This window comes from Marinobacterium stanieri, from assembly GCF_900155945.1.
Taxonomy (GTDB): Bacteria; Pseudomonadota; Gammaproteobacteria; order Pseudomonadales; family Balneatricaceae; genus Marinobacterium; species Marinobacterium stanieri.
This window is the reverse complement of sequence record NZ_FTMN01000001.1, coordinates 818433-836366: the sequence shown is the minus strand read 5'-3', so window position 1 is coordinate 836366 and position 17934 is coordinate 818433. Positions and strand designations below refer to the sequence as shown.

The window sequence follows — 17934 nt, the reverse complement described above, 5'->3', positions numbered from 1 at the left end:
TGAGCGATCAGGGGATCAGGAAGATCACCAGCTGACGTGGGCCATGTGCCCCCATCTGCAGCTTCTGTTCAATGTCGGCACTGCGGGAGGGGCCGGTGATCATATTCACCGTGCGTGGCAGGCGACCGGGCGCGGACTCACGCAGACGATCCCAGGCATCCTCATAGGGGCCGACAATATCCTGCTTGCTCAGCACAACCAGATGGGTATCCGGCAGGAAGTTGAGCGTGGTCGGGCTGTCTGGACGGGAGTAGAGCATCAGCGTGCCGGTTTCGGCGATGCCGGCAAAAGCGAGAGTCAGACTGGCCTGATCGCCGACCTGACCCACGCGCTGATGGCATTCGATGCGTTCGTGTACCTCGGCCCAGCCCAGATTGGCCAGGCTGTCGTCGCTGGCCAGTACCAGTTCATTCTGGCCCTTGGCTTCCAGCGTATTGGCGGCGGCCGTGGGTACCTGCTCCAGGCTCTCCAGTTCGATCACTTCGGCAGCGGCTTCCTGCGCCATGCGAATGAACAGCTCGACCTGGGCGTCGTGCTCATGCAGGCTGCGGGCCGGGATCCGGTTGCGCGGATGCTGCTGCAGGCGTTGGCGTACCGCCTCTTTTTGCGCTTCGGTGGCTTCGGTGCGACGCAGGCCACGGCGAATATTGGCGAAAATCTCGGCACGACTCATGGCTGCTTCTCCTGTTTCTGACGCTCATCCCACTGCTGCATGAAGGTTTTGCCGGTCGGTGTCGGCATGTCTCGGTGATCGGTCCACCCTGCGGCCAGCGGCAGTTTGGTCACCTTGCCCTTGCCGCCACCCAGCATGCGCATGACTTTGGACGCGCTGGACGAGAACAGGCGATACAGGCGTGGGCGAGTGGCCAGGAAAGCCCAGCCGCTGAGGCCCCAGCGTACCGCTTTCGGGCTCAGGTGTTTTTCGTACTCCTTTTCACGCCAGTGGCGCATCAGCTTGGGCAGCGGGATACGCACCGGGCATACCTCCTCGCACTTGCCGCAAAAGGTCGAAGCGTTGGGCAAAAGGCCGGCTTTTTCGATACCGATCATCTGTGGGGTCAGTACCGAGCCCATGGGACCGGGATAGACCCAGCCGTAGCTGTGGCCACCGACAGAACCGTATACCGGGCAGTGGTTCATGCAGGCAGAGCAGCGGATACAGCGCAGCATGTCCTGGAACTGGGTGCCCACCATGTCGCTGCGACCGTTATCCACCAGCACCACGTGGAAGTTCTCGGGACCATCCTGATCATCGGGGCGACGGTTGCCGGATGACAGGGTGTTGTAGACCGAGTACTCCTGGCCGGTGGCCGAACGGGCCAGCAAGCGCAGGAACAGGCTCATATCTTCAAGGGTTGGCACGACCTTCTCGATGGAAGAGACGACGATATGTGTCTTGGGCAGTGTCTGGGTCAGGTCGCCGTTACCTTCGTTGGTGACGATCAGAGTGGAGCCGGTTTCCGCCACCAGGAAGTTTGCGCCGGTAATGCCCACATCAGCTGCGACGAATTGCTTGCGCAACATTTCACGGGCTTCTGCCATCAGCTCCGCCGGATCATCCGATTTGGGGCGCTTGTGATGCTCATGAAAGGCTTCGGACACATCTTCCAGGTTGAGGTGAATCGCCGGTGCGATGATGTGGCTGGGGTGATCGCCGCGCAGCTGCAGAATGTATTCGCCCAGATCGGTCTCCACCGGACGGATATCGTTCTCCTCCAGGAATTCGTTGAGGTTGATCTCCTCGGTCACCATGGACTTGCCTTTGGTGACGGTCTTGGCGTTCTGCTCACGGCAGATCTGCAGAATGGTCTGGCGCGCATCCTCTGAGGTGCTGCACCAGTGTACCTGGCCGCCGTTTTCCACTACGCGGGCTTCGAACTCTTCAAGATAGAGGTCCAGATGCTCAAGGATATGGTTTTTCAGGTCGTGGGCCTGGTCGCGCAGTTCTTCAAATTCGGGCACGCGTGCGACAGCGGCGGCACGCTTGCCGGGAAAACCGGCTTTCAGGTTGCCCAGAGCCTTCTGCAGATTGGCATCCTGCAGGGCGATACGGGCACTTTGTTTGAATTCAGGGCTTTTAATGTCCATCGTCGTGCTCCGTTTAAAGTTCCTGGCCAAGGTCGTAATCGGCATCACCGATCGCCGCGCTGTCAGTCATGCCGGCCAGCAGCTCCACCACATGGCGCACCTCCATCTCGCGGCCTTCACGCTTGAGCTTGCCAGCCATGTTGAGCAGGCAGCCCAGGTCGCCCCCAACCAGAGTGTCGGCACCACTGTCGGCAGCGAAGCCGGTCTTGTTGCTGACCATACGATTTGAAATGTCCGCATACTTGACGCAGAAGGTGCCGCCAAAGCCGCAGCAGGTTTCCGCTTCCTGCATTTCATTCAGCTCGAGGCCATCAATTTCACTCAGCAGCTGGCGGGGCTGCTGCTTGATGCCCAGCTCACGCAGGCCGGAACAGGAATCGTGGTAGGTGATCTTGCCTTTGAAGTCGCTCTGGATGCCGCTGAAATCCACTTCATCCACCAGGAAGGAGGTGATCTCGAAGGCGCGGGCCTTGAGGTCTTCGGCACGGGCTTTCCAGGGATCATCATCCGCGAACAGCTCCGGGTAATGGTGCAGCATGCCGATACAGGAACCGGACGGGCCGATCACGTAGCGATAGCCGTCAAAGGCTTCAATGGTCTGGCGCGCGATCTTGCGGGTACTTTCGTTATCACCGGAATTGAACGCCGGCTGGCCACAACAGGTTTGTGCCTTGGGCACATCGACCAGAAAACCGGCCTGTTCCAGCAGCTTTACCGTGGCAAAGGCCACTTCCGGGCGGAACATGTCAGCCAGGCAAGTGACGAACAGGCCCACCTTGATTGGCGGAGTGTGGGTGTCGGACATGAGTCGGCAGCCTCTAGTTATTGTGTTCTTCTAAACAACAGGTATGGCCTCAAGATAGGTCAAGAGTGATGGGGCGTGAATGCTATACTGACAACTGGTCTTACCAAGAGGCGGGCGATATGAATCTGCAATATGAGCTGGAACGCCAGTTACTGGATGGAGACTGGGTGCCGGGCCAGGCGCTGCCGTCCGAACGTAGCCTGATGCAACAGTATGCGGTTTCCCGTGGTGCCGTGCGCGAAGCCCTGGCCGGACTGCGTGCGACCGGCGTGATCGATACTCAGCAGGGCGGACGCAGTCGTTGCGCCAACCTTCTGGAGCAACATCTGGAACTGCCGTTACAGGGAAGGGGCGAGGATATTGAGTTCCAGCTGCAGGTACTCGAGGCGCGGGCGGTGCTGGAAGGCGAAGCGGCCTGGTTTGCCGCCCAGCGTGCCAGTGATGAAGAACTGGCATTGCTGGCGCAGGAGTATGAGCAGATGTGCCGGCGTGGCCGTTCGAGCAGTGGGCGTGATGCAAGTACGCTGGAGAAGGCCAAGGCCGATCTGCAGTTTCATATGTTGATCGCGCAAGCCAGTCACCACCTGCTGGTGTGTTCCTTCAGTCAGTTGTTTTACAACCGCTATTTCAATGCCATCTACAGCGTGTTGTCGCGTACCCTGAGCCGCTTTGGCCGCTACCCCGATGGTATCGCTCGCCAGCACAGCGCCATTCATCGCGCCCTTCAAGCCCGGGATGCCAACCTGGCCCGTGAATCAGCTCGCGCTCACATCCTCTATACCCGCGATTTGTTGAAGCAGTGTCAATGAATTTTGTATGACGTCCATCGCGCTTTGCGAGTGTGGTCGTTATAATGGCGGATTGGGTTGGCCGGCACCTCGTACCTGTCGTCGCCACAAACCCTGATTTCATTTTTCTGTATCACTCGGGATATCGCCTCTCGTATGGGCTTATCCTTAACCAGGGAACAGCACTATGCCTGTCATTACGCTTCCGGATGCGAGCACTCGCACCTTTAATGAATCCGTCACTGTTCACGATGTGGCTGCCGATATCGGTACCGGCCTGGCCAAGGCGGCCGTTGCCGGCAAGGTCAACGGTGAACTGGTGGATACCAGCTACCTGATTGAAGAAGACGTTAACCTCGCCATCGTTACCGCGCGTGACGAAGAGGGGCTGGAAGTGATTCGTCACTCCTGTGCCCATCTGATGGCGATGGCGGTACAGGACCTGTTCCCCGGTGCCCAGGTGACCATTGGTCCGGTCATCGATGATGGTTTCTACTACGACTTTGCTTACGAGCGTCCGTTCACGCCGGAAGATCTGGAGAAGATCGAAGCGCGCATGAACCAGCTCTCCAAAGAGAACCTGCCCGTGTCCCGTTCCGTTATGGAGCGCCCTGACGCGATCAAGCTGTTTGAAGAGATGGGCGAGAAGTACAAGGTCGAAATCATCGACTCCATCCCGGGTGAAGAGCCGCTGTCGTTCTACAAGCAGGGTGATTTCATCGATCTCTGCCGTGGCCCGCACGTGCCGTCTACCGGCCACATCAAGGCTTTCAAGGTAATGAAGGTTGCCGGTGCCTACTGGCGCGGTGATGCCAAGAACGAGATGCTGCAGCGTATCTACGGTACCGCCTGGGGTGATAAAAAAGCCCTTAAGGCCTACCTGCATCGTCTGGAAGAAGCCGAGAAGCGCGACCACCGTAAACTGGGTAAGCAGCTGAACCTCTTCCACATGCAGGAAGAAGCGCCGGGCATGGTGTTCTGGCACCCGAACGGCTGGACCCTGTACCAGCAGATCGAACAGTACATGCGCACCAAGCAGCGTCAGCATGGCTACCAGGAGATCAAGACACCGCAGGTGGTCGAACGTACCCTGTGGGAAAAATCCGGTCACTGGGGCAAGTTCCAGGAGCAGATGTTCACCACGCACTCCGAGAGCCGTGACTTCGCCATCAAGCCGATGAACTGCCCGTGTCACGTACAGGTGTTCAATCAGGGCCTGCGCTCCTACCGTGACCTGCCGTTGCGTCTGGCCGAGTTCGGTTCCTGCCACCGTAACGAGCCGTCAGGTTCACTGCACGGCATCATGCGTGTACGTGGCTTCGTTCAGGATGATGCACACATCTTCTGTGCCGAGAACTCTATCCAGTCTGAAGTGGCCTCGTTCATCGAGTTCCTGCACGAAGTCTATGCCGACTTTGGCTTCTCCGACATCATCTACAAGCTGTCGACCCGTCCGGAAGAGCGTGTGGGCTCCGACGAGAGCTGGGACAAGGCCGAGAAGGCACTGGCCGATGCGCTGGATACCGCTGGTCTGGAGTGGGAAAAACTGCCGGGTGAAGGTGCCTTCTACGGACCGAAGATCGAATTCTCCCTGCGTGACTGCCTCGGCCGTGTCTGGCAGTGCGGTACCATTCAGGTGGACTTCTCCATGCCGGGTCGTCTGGGTGCCCAGTTCATCAACGAACATGGTGATCGTGAAACACCGGTCATGCTGCACCGTGCGATCCTGGGCTCCTTCGAGCGTTTCATCGGTATTTTGATCGAGCACTATGCTGGTGCACTGCCGGCCTGGCTGTCGCCGCTGCAGGCGGTGGTGATGAATATTACCGACAATCAGGCGGAATATTGCCGCGATCTGGCAGAAAAACTCGAAAAAGCGGGTCTTCGTGCCACTGCGGACTTGAGAAACGAGAAGATCGGCTTTAAAATTCGCGAGCGTACTTTACAGAAGGTGCCTTACCTGCTGGTTGTAGGTGACAAAGAAGTTGAGTCTGGAACCGTTGCAGTGCGTACGCGCTCCGGTGAAGACCTGGGCACCATGTCGGTCGACGCGCTGGTGGACCTTCTGGTTCAAGATGTGACGCGCAAAGGCCGCCAGGAATAAAAACCGTCAGGAGATATAGCTATCAGGCGTGATAACAGACGTGGTGGCCGTGCGCCACTACCGCCGATCAATGAAAATATTCGTGCTACTGAATGCCGTCTGATCGGCGCAGATGGCAATCAGATCGGTGTTGTTCCGATTTCAGAAGCTCTTGAGCATGCTCAGGAAGCTGAACTTGACCTGGTTCAGATCTCGGATTCTGATCCCATTGTCTGCAAAATCATGGACTATGGTAAGCATCAGTACGAGCTGAAGAAGAAAGCAAATGAGGCTAAGAAGAAGCAGTCTCAGATGCAGGTCAAAGAAGTGAAATTCCGTCCGGGTACGGAAGAAGGGGATTATCAGGTAAAACTGCGCAACCTGATACGTTTCCTTGAAGCCGGGGATAAGGGCAAGGTTACCTTGCGCTTCCGTGGTCGTGAGATGGCTCACCAGGAGCTGGGCATGCAGCTGATGCAGCGGATCGAACAGGATCTTGTTGAAATCAGTACTGTAGAACAGCGTCCGAAAATGGAAGGTCGTCAAATGGTCATGGTGTTGTCTCCCAAAAAGAAATAGCCACCCGACGATAGCCGCCCGACGCTTATTCCTGCGGGAACAGGTGTCGGGTTTTATTGTTTGTTGTAGTGGCAGACCTATAAACGAATGCGTGGAGAAAGTTAATGCCTAAGATCAAAACAGTCCGTGGCGCGGCTAAGCGTTTCAAGAAAACCGCTAACGGCGTAAAGCACAAGCAGGCCTTCAAAAGCCATATTCTGACCAAGAAAACCACTAAGCGTAAGCGTCAGCTGCGCCCGATGCTGCAGGTTCATGCTGCCGACCAGGCTCTGGTCAAGCGCATGCTGCCGTACTTGTAAGTTTTTTCGGTCATTATTAGTTTTTATTAGGAAGGATTTGCTATGCCTCGCGTAAAACGTGGTGTACAGGCTCGCGCCCGTCACAAGAAAGTTCTGAAACAGGCCAAAGGTTACTACGGTGCTCGCAGCCGTGTATTCCGAGTTGCCAAACAGGCTGTCATCAAAGCCGGTCAGTATGCATACCGCGACCGTCGTCAGCGTAAGCGTCAGTTCCGCGCTCTGTGGATTGCACGTATCAACGCTGCTGCACGTATCAACGGTCTGTCCTACAGCCGCTTTATCGCCGGCCTGAAGAAAGCCGAGATCGAAATCGACCGTAAGGTTCTGGCTGACCTGGCTGTATACGAGCAGGCTGCTTTTGCCGCGGTTGTCGAAAAGGCTAAAGCTGCACTGGCATAACCCCACCGATTGGTAGGGATGGACGACATCGATGAAGTACTCCAGTACGGACCTTGTCGTCCACATATGATCGAATCAAACAGGGGAAGGGTGCAAACTCTTCCCCTGTTTTTGTTTGGAGCCGGAAATGGAAAATCTTGAGACCCTGTTGGCACAAGGCAAACAGGCGGTTGCTGAAAGCGATACATTGGCTGCGCTGGACGAGATCCGAGTGCAGTATCTGGGTAAAAAGGGCGAGCTGACCTCGCTGCTGAAAGGTCTGGGTAAACTGTCTGCCGAGGAACGTCCCGCAGCTGGTGCACTCATCAACGAAGCCAAGGCAAAGTTGCAGGCGGACATCAATGCCCGCCGTGATGCCCTGGAAAGTGCTGCACTGGAAGCCAAGCTGGCGGCGGAAACCGTCGATGTCAGCCTGCCCGGCCGCGGCCAGCCTGTTGGTGGCCTGCACCCTGTCACGCGGACCCTGGAACGTATCGAAGCCTTTTTTGGCAGCATCGGTTACAGCGTTGCCGAAGGTCCCGAGATTGAAGACGATTATCATAACTTCGAAGCGCTGAACATTCCGGCTCACCATCCGGCGCGGGCGATGCATGATACCTTCTACTTTGATGCCCACCGCCTGTTGCGTACCCACACCTCACCGGTGCAGGTGCGTACCATGGAGTCTCAAGAACCGCCGATCCGTATCATCTGTCCGGGTCGTGTCTATCGCTGCGACTACGACCAGACCCATTCACCGATGTTCCATCAGGTAGAAGGTCTGCTGGTTGATCGCAACATCACCTTTGCCGACCTCAAGGGCACGCTGGAGCAGTTCCTGCGTGAATTCTTCGAGGAAGACGTGAAGGTCCGTTTCCGCCCGTCCTACTTCCCGTTCACCGAGCCTTCCATCGAGGTCGATATCGACCGTGGCGATGGCAAATGGCTGGAGGTGCTGGGCTGTGGCATGGTGCACCCGAAAGTCTTCGAGTACTCCGGTATCGATCCGGAAGAATACACCGGTTTTGCGTTCGGCATGGGCGTTGAGCGTCTGGCGATGCTCCGCTATGGCGTGGACGATCTGCGTCTGTTCTTCGAAAACGATCTGCGCTTCCTCGGCCAGTTCAAGTAAGACGACAACGCACACAAACAGATTTTTCAGGAAAGCAGCATGAAATTCAGTGAACAGTGGTTGCGCGAGCTGGTTCAGCCGCAGATCGGAACTCAGGAACTGGCGGATCAGCTGAGTCTGTCCGGCCTCGAAGTGGATGAAGTCGAAGGTGTTGCCGGTGACTTTACCGGTGTGGTCGTGGGCGAGATCCTGACCGCCGAACAGCACCCCAATGCCGACAAGCTTCAGGTGTGTGAAGTCAGCGATGGCGAGCAGACCGTACAGGTAGTCTGTGGTGCGCCCAACGCGCGTGCCGGTCTCAAGACCGCCTTTGCCCGTGTCGGTGCCGTTCTGCCGGGCAACTTCAAAATCAAGAAAGCCAAACTGCGTCAGGTCGAGTCATTCGGCATGCTCTGCGCCGAAGACGAGCTGGGCCTGTCCGAGGATCACGGCGGTATCATGGAGCTGGCGGCTGATGCGCCGGTGGGCCAGGATATCCGTGAATATCTCAACCTGAACGACCAGATTATCGATGTTGACCTGACGCCCAACCGTGGTGACTGTCTCAGCATTGCCGGCATGGCCCGTGAAGTGGGCGTGCTGAACAAGGCCGCCGTGACCGAGGTGGAAGCCCCGGCCGTTGCCCCGGTAATCGATGACCGTTTCGACGTCGAGCTGGTGGATGCCAACAGCTGCCCGCGCTACCTGGGCCGTGTCATCCGCAACATCAACCCAGGTGTCAGCACTCCGCTGTGGATGCAGGAAAAACTGCGTCGTTCCGGCGTGCGCAGCATCGATCCGGTGGTCGACGTAACCAACTACGTGCTGCTGGAGCTGGGTCAGCCGATGCATGCGTTCGACCTGAACAAACTGGACAGCGGCATCCGTGTGCGCAAGGCCGAGCAGGGCGAAAAGCTGGTACTGCTGGATGGCCAGGAAGTCGAATTGAATGCCGACACTCTGGTCATCGCTGATGCCAAGGGTCCGGTCGCCATGGCCGGTATCATGGGTGGCGAGCCTACTTCTGTAACCGACGCAACGCGCGACATCCTGCTGGAAAGTGCCTTCTTCAACCCGCTGGCGATTGCCGGTCGTGCCCGTAACTACGGCCTGCACACTGACTCTTCGCACCGCTTCGAGCGTGGTGTTGACTGGCAGCTGCAGCGCAAGGCGATTGAGCGTGCCACTGCACTGCTGCTGGACATTGTCGGCGGCGAGCCGGGTCCGGTGATTGAAGCCGTAAATGAAGCGGAACTGCCGGCTGTACAGCAGGTTCAGTTGCGTCATGACAAGGTGACCGCACTGCTGGCGCTGGAGATTCCGGCGGCTGAAATCGAAGAGATTCTGACCCGTCTGGGCATGCAGCTGGAAAGCGTTGAAGGTGGCTGGAACGTGACCGTACCGGGCTACCGTTTCGATATCAGCATCGAAGTGGACCTGATCGAAGAGATCGCCCGTGTGTATGGCTACAACAACCTGCCGGTACATACGCCGACCGCCAAGCTGCCGATCCCGCCGATCGCTGAAGCGCGCCTGACCCTGCAGTCACTGCGCCGTCACCTGGTAGCGCGTGGCTATCAGGAAGCGATCACTTACAGCTTCATCGAAGCCGAGCTGCAGAAGTCATTTGACAACCAGCACGAGGCTATCGCACTGGCCAACCCGATCTCTGCCGAAATGGCGGTGATGCGCACCACCCTGTGGCCGGGCCTGGCGAAAGCGCTGCAGTACAACCAGCACCGTCAGCAGAGCCGTGTGCGCCTGTTTGAAACGGGTCAGCGCTTCCAGCCCAAGGGCGAAGAGCTGGTACAGGAAAACGTTGTTGCCGGTATTCTGGCGGGTAACCGTGATGCCGAAGGCTGGACAGCGGGCAAGGAATCTCTGGATTTCTTCGATGCCAAGGGCGACCTGGAGTCCCTGCTGGCACTGGCTGGCTGTGGTAACCAGTTCAGCTTCGTGGCGGATCGTCATGTGGCGCTGCACCCGGGTCAGACTGCGCGTATCGAGCGCAATGGCGAAACCGTGGGTTACATTGGCGCGCTGCACCCCTCACTGGTCAAGCAGCTGGACCTGAACGGCCCGGTATACCTGTTTGAAGTGAGCCTGGAAGCGGTCACCGGTGGCAAGCTGCCGCGCTTCAGTTCGCTGTCCAAGTTCCCTGAGTCTCGCCGTGATCTGGCCGTTGTGGCTGATCAGGAAACCGGCTTTGATGCCATCCGTCAGGTGGTCGAAGCCGAGGCGGGCGAGTTCCTCAAACAGGTTACTCTGTTTGATGTGTACCAGGGCCAAGGTATTGAACCGGGACGAAAAAGTCTGGCTCTGGGCTTGACCTGGCAGCACCCATCGCGCACTCTTAATGAAGAAGAGATCAACAGTGCCGTGAGTGCCGTTGTATCCGCGCTCCGCGAGCGTTGTGGTGCAACGTTACGAGAGTAATCACAGGATGGGGTGACCGACATGAGCTCGTTGACCAAAGCGGACATGGCCGAGCGACTTTATGAAGAGCTGGGCCTGAACAAACGTGAAGCCAAAGAGATGGTGGATTCCTTCTTTGAAGAGATCCGGGCCAGCCTGGCACACAACGAGCAAGTGAAACTCTCCGGTTTCGGTAATTTCGATCTGCGCGACAAACGTGAGCGCCCGGGTCGAAACCCGAAAACCGGGGAGGAGGTCCCCATTTCCGCCCGCCGTGTAGTCACCTTCCGACCCGGTCAGAAACTGAAGGAGCGTGTGGAGATTCATGCCGGAAACCAGCCAGACGGCGTCTGAACTGGAGCCGCTTCCCTCCAAGCGCTATTTCACCATCGGCGAGGCCGCAGAGCTGTGCCAACTCAAGCCCCATGTACTCAGGTACTGGGAGCAGGAGTTTGATCAGATCAAGCCGGTCAAGCGAAACAACCGCCGTTACTACCAACACAAGGACCTGCTGCTGCTGCGTCAGATTCGCAGTCTGTTGCATGAGCAGGGCTATACCATTGCCGGTGCCCGCCAGTGGCTTTCCGGTGAAACCGCCGGGGATGATGCCGCCCGTTATCGCCAACTGCTGCGCCAGACCATCAGCGAGCTGGAAGAGATCCGCTCAATGCTGAAACAGCCCTGAGCATAAATAGAGAGCCTTGAGCTTGAATAGAAGCCCTGAGCTTGAATAGAACGCTCAGGGCTTTAATAAAGACCCTGAGCTGTAAAAAGCCCCTCCAAACCTCAATCCGACGCCTTGCTGAATTCCACTTGTACCACCAGGCCCTGTTGTCCTGACGGCCTGTCTTTAAGACTGACCTCTGCACCGTGCAGATCAGTGATCAGTTTGACGATAGACAGCCCTAGACCACTGCCACTGGCCTTCTGGCTTTGGCGATAAAAGCGCTCGAACACGCGTGACTTGGCATCCTCATCCAGGCCAGGGCCTGAATCAGACAGCAGTAATTGCACCTTTTCGCCCTGGGTATTGAGTGCCAGGGTAACTTCGCCGCCCTGTGGGGTGTAGCGCAGAGCGTTGTCGATCAGATTGCGCAGCATCAGGCCCAGGTAAAAGGCATTGCCGGGAATATGAAGGTCCGTATCCGGGGCATCCAGGCCCAGGTCGATGTCGCGCTCGATGGCAAACCCGATCTGGTCGCCGATCATGTCTCGGCACAGATCACTGAGGTTGACGCGGTCGATATCCGGCAGGTGCTCCTGAGGGTCGAGGCGGCTTAGCTGCAATAGCTGGTCCACCATACGGTTCATGCAGTCCAGACCATCCTTGATCTGATCACAGTCACTGCGGGCAACAGGGTCCTGTAATTGTTGAAACAGGTTCTCACAATGAACCTGCAGGGCGGCCAGTGGGGTGCGCAGTTCATGCGCAGCATCGGCGGTGAAACGGCGCTCACGCTGAAAGCTGGCCTGCAGACGCTGCAGCAATTCGTTCAGGGCAGATACCAGTGCATCCACCTCATCCGGTATCTGCTCCAGTTGCAAGGGGTCCAGATTATCCGAGCTGCGCGTGGATACCTGCTCACCAATACTCAGCAACGGGCGCAGGTTGCGGCCGATCAGCCACCAGATGGTGAAACCCAACAACGGCAGGAAGATGAGGATAGGCAGGGTGTTGGTCAGGGCGATCTTGATCGCCAGCTCCCGGCGGATGTGGTCATCCTGAATCACCTGGATGTAATAGCGGCTGTCGGGTGTGGCCAGGGTAAACAGGCGCCAGCGGGTGCTGTCCAGTTCCAGATCCCGATAGCCGGGGCGAGCCGAGCTGCTGACACCTTCCGGAAAACTGGGGGATAGAATCAGGGTGTTGCCCGCTGAACTGAGTACCCGGTAGGACAGTTGTTTTTCGTAGGGGTGTGCCGGTTCCCATTCCCCCTCGCCGGCACTGGCTGGGCGAGGAGGGGAGTCAAAGGCGGTGCCGGGGGCAAGCTGGGCCATCAGGCGCGCCATCTGCGCCATCTGCGCATCAAACAGTTCTTCGGCTTCATCGGTAGCGGCATAAAAGGACAACGAGGCGCTGACCAGGCCGGCACATAGGCCGATGCTGATCAGGCTGATACTGAGGGCGCGACGGATGGAGGTCATGCGGCAGGTTTGTCCATCATGTAGCCGACACCGCGCACGGTCCGCACCACGGAGCTGTCCAGTTTCTTGCGCAGGTGGTGAATATGTACTTCCAGGGAGTTGCTTTCCACTTCATTGCCCCAGCCGTACAAGGACTCCTCCAGCCGGGAGCGGCTGAGTACCTTGCCGGCATTTTCGGCCAGCGTCAGCAGCAGGCCAAACTCGCGGCGTGACAGCACCACGGTTTCACCCTTGTAGCGGGCCGACTGTGCCTGGGTATCGATTTCCAGATCGCCCAGCTGCAGCAGGGTATCCGTGTAGCCTTTGGAGCGGCGGGTGATGGCTCGCAAGCGTGCACGCAGCTCGGCCAGGTCGAAGGGCTTGAGCAGATAGTCGTCGGCACCGGCGTCGAGACCGGCAATCCGATCCTCGATGGCATCGCGGGCTGTCAAAATCAGCACCGGTAGCGCGTTGCCGGCCTTGCGCAGCTGGCGCAGCAACGACAGGCCGTCCATCCCCGGCAGTCCCAGATCCAGTATCAGACAATCGAAATGTTCGACTTGCAGGCTATGCAGTGCATCTTCGGCATTCGTGAGCCAGTCGGCGGCTTCACCGGCCCGGGTCAGCGCGCGGGTAATGCCATCGCCCAGCAGGTGATCATCTTCAACGACCAGTATGCGCATCGAGAACTTCCTAATTCAGTTGTTGCAGCAGGGCCTGGACTTCGCTGCGACGTCCGCTGTCAGCCCGTTCGCGTCCGAGGCGCGGCGGTGCTTTCAGAGCCTGCAGCAAGTGTGTACGCGCCATCTGTTTGTCGCCCTGGTCGACCAGATAGGCGGCGTAAAAATAGTTTGTGTCCAATCCGTTCGGGTTGATCTGCAGTGCCTGTTGGAACAGTGTTGCTGCCTTGTCATCATCGCCAAAGCCGATGGGCCAGCCGGGTACCTGATGGTAGAGGGTAGCCAGGCTGGTCAGGGCCGAGCCCTGCAGGACATTGGGGTCGTGCTCAATGGACTGCTCGAACAGCGAGCGCGCCTGCTTGACCAGTTTTAACGCTCCCAACCCCCCTTTGGCACCGGCCTCTGAGCTCAGTGTAATACCCTGCCAGATCATCAGCTCCGGATCTTTCGGGTGTGCGTTACGCATGTGTTCAATATCCTCGGCCAGGGTTGCGAAGGCTTTTACCTGAGTGTCCTCGTCGCTGAGGTCATACTGGATCTGTGCCCAGCGCTGTTGAAACGGCAGCAGCTGTTCAGGACTGGCAGCTTGAACCATAGTGGCACAACCCAGGCTCAGGGTCAGCAGGCCGGTTGTCAGCAGGGATGAGGTCGTATGAATGAAGGCTGTCATGTTCAGGCTCCGGTATGGGGTTGATTGGCAAAGCCCTTGATTTTGCCGAGCTGCTTGCTCAGTACCTGACTGATCAATTCCGGCCTGAGGCCGTTCAGGCGTACCAGCAGTTTTTCCGGCCAGCCGATTGCGGCCTGGGCACGGCCTGAGCGCATCAGTTTTACTGCGGCACGGGCGACAACCTCAGGGCTGTCAATGTGGCCGCCGGTGGCTGCTGTCATGGCGCTGGCCTGTTCGGAGTTGATGGCAGTGCGGGTGGCGCGAGGGGCCAGGTACTGCACGCGCAGGCGGGTGTCGGTGTATTCGCGTGCCAGTGCTTCGCTGAACAGGCGCAGGGCGCCTTTGCTGGCGCAGTAGGTGCTGTAGCCGGGAAACCCGATGGCACCAAAGGCCGAGCCGATATTGAGGATCAGGGGCGCTTCGCCCTGTGCCTGCAGAAGTTTCTGAATCAGCCCGCGGGTGAGCAGAATCGGCGCACTGATATTGGTATTGATCAGCTGCTCAATCGCGTCGGGGGATTGTTGCTCAAACAGCTGGAAGCAGCTGATGCCGGCGTTGTTGACCAGTGTATCCAGCTGCGGGAATTCCTGTTCGACACAGCTGACAAGCTGCTGGCGACCTTGCGGCGTGCTCAGATCGGCACTGCAGATCAGTGCACGGGGTGAGCCCAGTTCATGACACTGGTCGGCGAGTGCCTTCAGGGCTTCGGCATTACGCCCGTGCAGCAGCAATTGTGCTCGCTCACCGGCGAACTGGCGCGCCAGGGCAGCACCTATACCGCCACTGGCACCGGTAATGAGTATATGGCGACGATCAAATTGCATGGCATCCTCTCAGGCAGCAGGCAGGCTGCGGAAAATATCGGCGTAGAGACGGTAGAACACGCGTGCGCTGTGGATAATCAGGGCCTGCTCGTCCGGGTCTTCAATTCGATCCATCAGGCCTTCAAAAAACTTGATGTGATCCTGGTCCAGCGAGCCGTGTGAGCGCAGATAGCTGAAGGCGGTATCCGGCAGTCCCAGTTGATCCTGGATGATCTGAGCCAGAGGGGTGGCCAGGTTGACGCTGGTGCCTTCCAGTACCTGAACCATGCCGAAAAAGCCGATCGGGTTGATACGATTGATCAGGTCATAGGCGTAGGCCACCATCAGTTCTGTTTCGATGGCAGGCTGACCCTGGCGCACAGACTCTTTATGCACATCACAGGCGGCCAGATCGTTCAGAATCCACTCCTGATGGCCGGTCTCTTCCTCGATATACTCTGCGACAGCTTCGCGCAGCCATTCATATCGTTCCGGCAACCGGCTGCCACAGGCCATCAACAGGGGCAGAGTGTGTTTCACATGGTGGTAGGCCTGAGTCAGAAAGGCGGTGTACTGGTTGAGGCTGATCTCGCCCCGCTGACAGTTCACCAGGATGGGCGAGGTCAGCAGATATTCTCGGGCGTCAGTGGTTTCCAGTTGCAGGCGTTGGTAGAAAGACATGCGATTATTCCTTAGCAAAATTCAGAGGCGTAGAGTGCGTCAAGCGTGTTAGCGAAATGTTCGGCAATAGCACTACGGCGGGGACGGCCGTTGCGGGTATAGAACTGGTCGGTGTGGCGCAGTGGCTCGGCTATACGGGCCCAGCGACCAACGCGGGCATAGTCGGGCAGCTCGGCGTTGAGACGGTCGATCTGCTGCTGCAGCTTGGCATCAGCCTGCCTCGGGGCATAGATCAGGGCAGCGTTGTGGGGACGGTCATCGCCAAAGAGCACGGCTTCTTCAACACCGGGTATCGCCAGCAGGCCGGACTCCACCCATTCGGGGCTGAGGTTGCGGCCATAGCTGTTGATAATTATGTTGCGGCGGCGCCCATCCACATGCAGGTAACCCTGACCGTCAATGCGGACCAGATCTCCGGTGGCATAGGAGCCTGCATGCGCAGGTTCGCCCAGGTAGCCCAGCATCAGGTTGCCTTCGATGATCAGCTCCCCGGCGTCATTTACCTGCAGTTGGTTGTGTGGCAATGCTCGGCCGGCACTGCCGATGCGGTTGTGGCGCGGGGTGTTCAGGCTTACCACGGATGCGCATTCGGACAGGCCATAGCCTTCATAGGCTGGCAGTTTTTGGGCATGGGCACGGTACATTAATGATGAGCCCACACGGGCACCGCCGACAGCCATGAATTTGAGCGGTGGGATGGCCTGGCCCTGTTCAGAAGCGGCAGTCAGGCCGGACAACACTTGTGGCAGGGTGATCAGTGAGTCCGGGCAATACCGGTTCAGGGCTCCAATCAGCCGGTGGATATCAAGGTCACTGGATCCCTGCCAGCCCAGACTGCTCAGTGAGGGCAGCTGGATACAGGCACCCATCAGCAGGGCGGCATACACGCCGGCAACGTTTTCCAGCAGTGTCGCCAGTGGCAGCAGGCAGAGGTGACGCTGAATATTCAACTCGCCCAGCGCATCGGCCAGACTCAGCGCGACCTGCAGCTGTTGCTCAATGCTCAGGCAAACGCCTTTGGGCGCACCGGTGGTGCCGGAAGTAAAGGTGATCTTCGCCGTTTCGGGATGTAAGGCGGTCGCCGGAGCATCGATCCTCTGGATGCGCAGTTCATCCTGGTCCAGAGTGATCAGGGTATCGATGCCAGCTCGTGCAATGAGGTTGGCACGTTGTTCGTCACTGAAAAACAGGGGAACCGGCACCAGTACACAGCCGGTTTTCATGGCGGCAAGATCCGCCAGTACCCAGTGGCGGCTGTTATCCGCCAACAGCGCAATTCGATCACCGGCCTCATGCTGCAGGCGTGTGGCCAGCTGGTCGACCTCCGATAGAAGCTCACCCCAGTACACCAAGCCCTGCTCATCCTGCAGCGCCGGGCCTTCCGGCTGCACCTGAGCCCATTGGGCCAGTTGCGAGAACAGACGGTTATCCATGTGATGCGACTCCGGGGTGCAGGGCAGACTGAGTTGCAGGCAGGGCAACTGCTGCGACTGACGTTTGGCGCAGTAAACGGGCGCTTTCGGGCACGGACACCGCGACCACCTGAGGCCGTAGCGCGTAATACTGTCCCCAGTCACTCAGACCGACAGGGAGGCATTCCAGCAGTGCCGGTGCCAACACATGAACCTCAAGGCCCAGGCGTCGAAAACTGTTTATAAGTGTGGGTGTCAGGGTTAACACCGCCCACTCAAGCTGGCGCCGATCAAACCAGGCGGCGAGCGCGATAATCAGCTGACGGGTTCGGCCGGGACTGGCAGTGGCAAGGTTACCGACCTCCACAACCTTCTCTCGCTCAGGCTGAATATGCCCAAATGCAGCCAGACAGCTTTCAACTGGCTGATCCAGATAAGCTTCCAGAAACAGAGGGCCTTCACTGGCCAGCTTGAATCCAGCCGCTGCCGTCAGTTCGCCTTCGGTGTTACTAGAACTGACCAGCGTTGGCAGGAAATCATGCACATCGGCGCCATGTACCTGTGCGAAACGACCATGAATAAACTGCTCGACACGCCTGCGCTGGGGGGCGAGCTGCGTATGCAGACTCAGGCTGACAGGCTGTCGAGCCAGTGGAGGGTTAATGCTCATAGGGTAGCTCCTCTTCATGGCTACCCAGTGTGGAGTTGTAAACTTAAATAAGTCTTAAGGGAGATTAAGAAAAAACAGCTTTTTAAAAGCTTCCATTTATCAAAAGCTTGGGGTAGTATTTGCAGCCTCTTCGGAACTGATCATTCAGTTTCCGCCTAGTCGGGGCGTAGCGCAGTCTGGTAGCGCACCTGCATGGGGTGCAGGGGGTCGCAGGTTCAAATCCTGCCGTCCCGACCATTTAAACCCTTTGGTCTCAAAGGGTTGGCCTGAATAAAAGGCCAATTATCCCAGCTTATTCCCAAAAGTCTTTATCACATCCTCACTCTTACTCCAGTTCATTATATTGGC

At 57.9% G+C, this 17934-nt stretch carries 19 protein-coding genes and 1 tRNA gene; 10 read left to right on the top strand and 10 right to left on the bottom strand.

Annotation, left to right across the window (positions count from 1 at the left end; all coding sequences use genetic code 11):
• Positions 1–7: 7 nt before the first annotated feature.
• Genes BW956_RS03850 through BW956_RS03840 form a run of 3 tightly spaced genes read right to left on the bottom strand, consistent with a single transcriptional unit; the run spans position 8 to position 2893 of the window.
• A complete protein-coding gene (locus tag BW956_RS03850) occupies positions 8–673 on the bottom strand; it encodes a LutC/YkgG family protein (RefSeq protein ID WP_076460968.1) in 666 nt (221 codons plus the stop codon).
• Complete coding sequence (locus BW956_RS03845) at positions 670–2088, bottom strand: LutB/LldF family L-lactate oxidation iron-sulfur protein (protein WP_076460966.1); 1419 nt, start codon at positions 2086–2088, stop codon at positions 670–672. Before BW956_RS03845 ends, BW956_RS03850 begins: the two co-directional genes overlap by 4 nt.
• 13 nt (positions 2089–2101) lie before the next feature.
• Entirely contained in the window at positions 2102–2893 is a 792-nt protein-coding gene (locus BW956_RS03840) for a (Fe-S)-binding protein (protein WP_076460964.1), read from the bottom strand.
• A 119-nt stretch (positions 2894–3012) separates the two neighbouring features.
• On the opposite strand from BW956_RS03840, the gene BW956_RS03835 reads away from it, so the two are divergent.
• From BW956_RS03835 to BW956_RS03795, 9 genes are all read left to right on the top strand, one after another.
• Positions 3013–3702, top strand: coding sequence for a FadR/GntR family transcriptional regulator (locus tag BW956_RS03835; RefSeq protein ID WP_076461317.1), 690 nt, complete (start codon positions 3013–3015; stop codon positions 3700–3702).
• A gap of 166 nt (positions 3703–3868) precedes the next feature.
• Entirely contained in the window at positions 3869–5785 is a 1917-nt protein-coding gene (gene thrS, locus BW956_RS03830) for a threonine--tRNA ligase (RefSeq protein WP_076460962.1), read from the top strand.
• A gap of 15 nt (positions 5786–5800) precedes the next feature.
• Positions 5801–6343: a translation initiation factor IF-3 gene (gene infC, locus BW956_RS03825; protein ID WP_139327118.1), complete on the top strand. Its 543-nt coding sequence runs from the start codon at positions 5801–5803 to the stop codon at positions 6341–6343.
• Positions 6344–6447: 104 nt separating this feature from the next.
• A complete protein-coding gene (gene rpmI / locus BW956_RS03820; RefSeq protein ID WP_010324607.1) occupies positions 6448–6642 on the top strand; it encodes a 50S ribosomal protein L35 in 195 nt (64 codons plus the stop codon).
• A 42-nt stretch (positions 6643–6684) separates the two neighbouring features.
• Complete coding sequence (gene rplT / locus BW956_RS03815) at positions 6685–7041, top strand: 50S ribosomal protein L20 (RefSeq protein ID WP_010324608.1); 357 nt, start codon at positions 6685–6687, stop codon at positions 7039–7041.
• Positions 7042–7168: 127 nt separating this feature from the next.
• Entirely contained in the window at positions 7169–8152 is a 984-nt protein-coding gene (gene pheS, locus BW956_RS03810; RefSeq protein WP_076460958.1) for a phenylalanine--tRNA ligase subunit alpha, read from the top strand.
• A 39-nt stretch (positions 8153–8191) separates the two neighbouring features.
• Positions 8192–10567 (top strand): phenylalanine--tRNA ligase subunit beta, encoded by a 2376-nt coding sequence (pheT, locus tag BW956_RS03805; protein WP_076460956.1) that lies wholly within the window; start codon positions 8192–8194, stop codon positions 10565–10567.
• Positions 10568–10588: 21 nt separating this feature from the next.
• Positions 10589–10900: an integration host factor subunit alpha gene (gene ihfA, locus BW956_RS03800; RefSeq protein ID WP_010324611.1), complete on the top strand. Its 312-nt coding sequence runs from the start codon at positions 10589–10591 to the stop codon at positions 10898–10900.
• Positions 10872–11231 (top strand): MerR family transcriptional regulator, encoded by a 360-nt coding sequence (locus BW956_RS03795; RefSeq protein ID WP_010324612.1) that lies wholly within the window; start codon positions 10872–10874, stop codon positions 11229–11231. The genes ihfA and BW956_RS03795 overlap by 29 nt, the downstream gene beginning before the upstream one ends.
• A gap of 101 nt (positions 11232–11332) precedes the next feature.
• Here the strand turns inward: BW956_RS03795 and BW956_RS03790 are convergent, their stop codons facing one another.
• From BW956_RS03790 to BW956_RS03760, 7 genes are read right to left on the bottom strand one after another with little or no spacing between them, the layout of a single operon-like run.
• Positions 11333–12691: a HAMP domain-containing histidine kinase gene (locus tag BW956_RS03790; protein ID WP_076460954.1), complete on the bottom strand. Its 1359-nt coding sequence runs from the start codon at positions 12689–12691 to the stop codon at positions 11333–11335.
• Complete coding sequence (locus tag BW956_RS03785) at positions 12688–13353, bottom strand: response regulator (protein WP_076460952.1); 666 nt, start codon at positions 13351–13353, stop codon at positions 12688–12690. Before BW956_RS03785 ends, BW956_RS03790 begins: the two co-directional genes overlap by 4 nt.
• A gap of 10 nt (positions 13354–13363) precedes the next feature.
• Positions 13364–14020 (bottom strand): tetratricopeptide repeat protein, encoded by a 657-nt coding sequence (locus tag BW956_RS03780; RefSeq protein ID WP_083702916.1) that lies wholly within the window; start codon positions 14018–14020, stop codon positions 13364–13366.
• Between the two features lie 2 nt (positions 14021–14022).
• Positions 14023–14844 (bottom strand): SDR family oxidoreductase, encoded by an 822-nt coding sequence (locus BW956_RS03775; protein WP_076460950.1) that lies wholly within the window; start codon positions 14842–14844, stop codon positions 14023–14025.
• A 9-nt stretch (positions 14845–14853) separates the two neighbouring features.
• Complete coding sequence (locus BW956_RS03770; protein WP_076460948.1) at positions 14854–15504, bottom strand: iron-containing redox enzyme family protein; 651 nt, start codon at positions 15502–15504, stop codon at positions 14854–14856.
• 11 nt (positions 15505–15515) lie between these two features.
• Positions 15516–16937: an AMP-binding protein gene (locus tag BW956_RS03765; protein ID WP_076460946.1), complete on the bottom strand. Its 1422-nt coding sequence runs from the start codon at positions 16935–16937 to the stop codon at positions 15516–15518.
• Positions 16930–17586: a thermostable hemolysin gene (locus tag BW956_RS03760; protein WP_175611960.1), complete on the bottom strand. Its 657-nt coding sequence runs from the start codon at positions 17584–17586 to the stop codon at positions 16930–16932. Before BW956_RS03760 ends, BW956_RS03765 begins: the two co-directional genes overlap by 8 nt.
• 160 nt (positions 17587–17746) lie before the next feature.
• On the opposite strand from BW956_RS03760, the gene BW956_RS03755 reads away from it, so the two are divergent.
• A tRNA-Pro gene (locus BW956_RS03755) sits at positions 17747–17823 on the top strand.
• The last annotated feature ends 111 nt before the right edge of the window (positions 17824–17934 follow it).

What these genes read in the sequence shown, in the direction of transcription:
- BW956_RS03850 (WP_076460968.1), bottom strand. Translation starts at nt 673, where the DNA reads ATGAGTCGTGCCGAGATTTTCGCCAATATTCGCCGTGGCCTGCGTCGC.
- BW956_RS03845 (WP_076460966.1), bottom strand. Translation starts at nt 2,088, where the DNA reads ATGGACATTAAAAGCCCTGAATTCAAACAAAGTGCCCGTATCGCCCTG.
- BW956_RS03840 (WP_076460964.1), bottom strand. Translation starts at nt 2,893, where the DNA reads ATGTCCGACACCCACACTCCGCCAATCAAGGTGGGCCTGTTCGTCACT.
- BW956_RS03835 (WP_076461317.1), top strand. Translation starts at nt 3,013, where the DNA reads ATGAATCTGCAATATGAGCTGGAACGCCAGTTACTGGATGGAGACTGG.
- thrS (WP_076460962.1), top strand. Translation starts at nt 3,869, where the DNA reads ATGCCTGTCATTACGCTTCCGGATGCGAGCACTCGCACCTTTAATGAA.
- rpmI (WP_010324607.1), top strand. Translation starts at nt 6,448, where the DNA reads ATGCCTAAGATCAAAACAGTCCGTGGCGCGGCTAAGCGTTTCAAGAAA.
- rplT (WP_010324608.1), top strand. Translation starts at nt 6,685, where the DNA reads ATGCCTCGCGTAAAACGTGGTGTACAGGCTCGCGCCCGTCACAAGAAA.
- pheS (WP_076460958.1), top strand. Translation starts at nt 7,169, where the DNA reads ATGGAAAATCTTGAGACCCTGTTGGCACAAGGCAAACAGGCGGTTGCT.
- pheT (WP_076460956.1), top strand. Translation starts at nt 8,192, where the DNA reads ATGAAATTCAGTGAACAGTGGTTGCGCGAGCTGGTTCAGCCGCAGATC.
- ihfA (WP_010324611.1), top strand. Translation starts at nt 10,589, where the DNA reads ATGAGCTCGTTGACCAAAGCGGACATGGCCGAGCGACTTTATGAAGAG.
- BW956_RS03795 (WP_010324612.1), top strand. Translation starts at nt 10,872, where the DNA reads ATGCCGGAAACCAGCCAGACGGCGTCTGAACTGGAGCCGCTTCCCTCC.
- BW956_RS03790 (WP_076460954.1), bottom strand. Translation starts at nt 12,691, where the DNA reads ATGACCTCCATCCGTCGCGCCCTCAGTATCAGCCTGATCAGCATCGGC.
- BW956_RS03785 (WP_076460952.1), bottom strand. Translation starts at nt 13,353, where the DNA reads ATGCGCATACTGGTCGTTGAAGATGATCACCTGCTGGGCGATGGCATT.
- BW956_RS03780 (WP_083702916.1), bottom strand. Translation starts at nt 14,020, where the DNA reads ATGACAGCCTTCATTCATACGACCTCATCCCTGCTGACAACCGGCCTG.
- BW956_RS03775 (WP_076460950.1), bottom strand. Translation starts at nt 14,844, where the DNA reads ATGCAATTTGATCGTCGCCATATACTCATTACCGGTGCCAGTGGCGGT.
- BW956_RS03770 (WP_076460948.1), bottom strand. Translation starts at nt 15,504, where the DNA reads ATGTCTTTCTACCAACGCCTGCAACTGGAAACCACTGACGCCCGAGAA.
- BW956_RS03765 (WP_076460946.1), bottom strand. Translation starts at nt 16,937, where the DNA reads ATGGATAACCGTCTGTTCTCGCAACTGGCCCAATGGGCTCAGGTGCAG.
- BW956_RS03760 (WP_175611960.1), bottom strand. Translation starts at nt 17,586, where the DNA reads ATGAGCATTAACCCTCCACTGGCTCGACAGCCTGTCAGCCTGAGTCTG.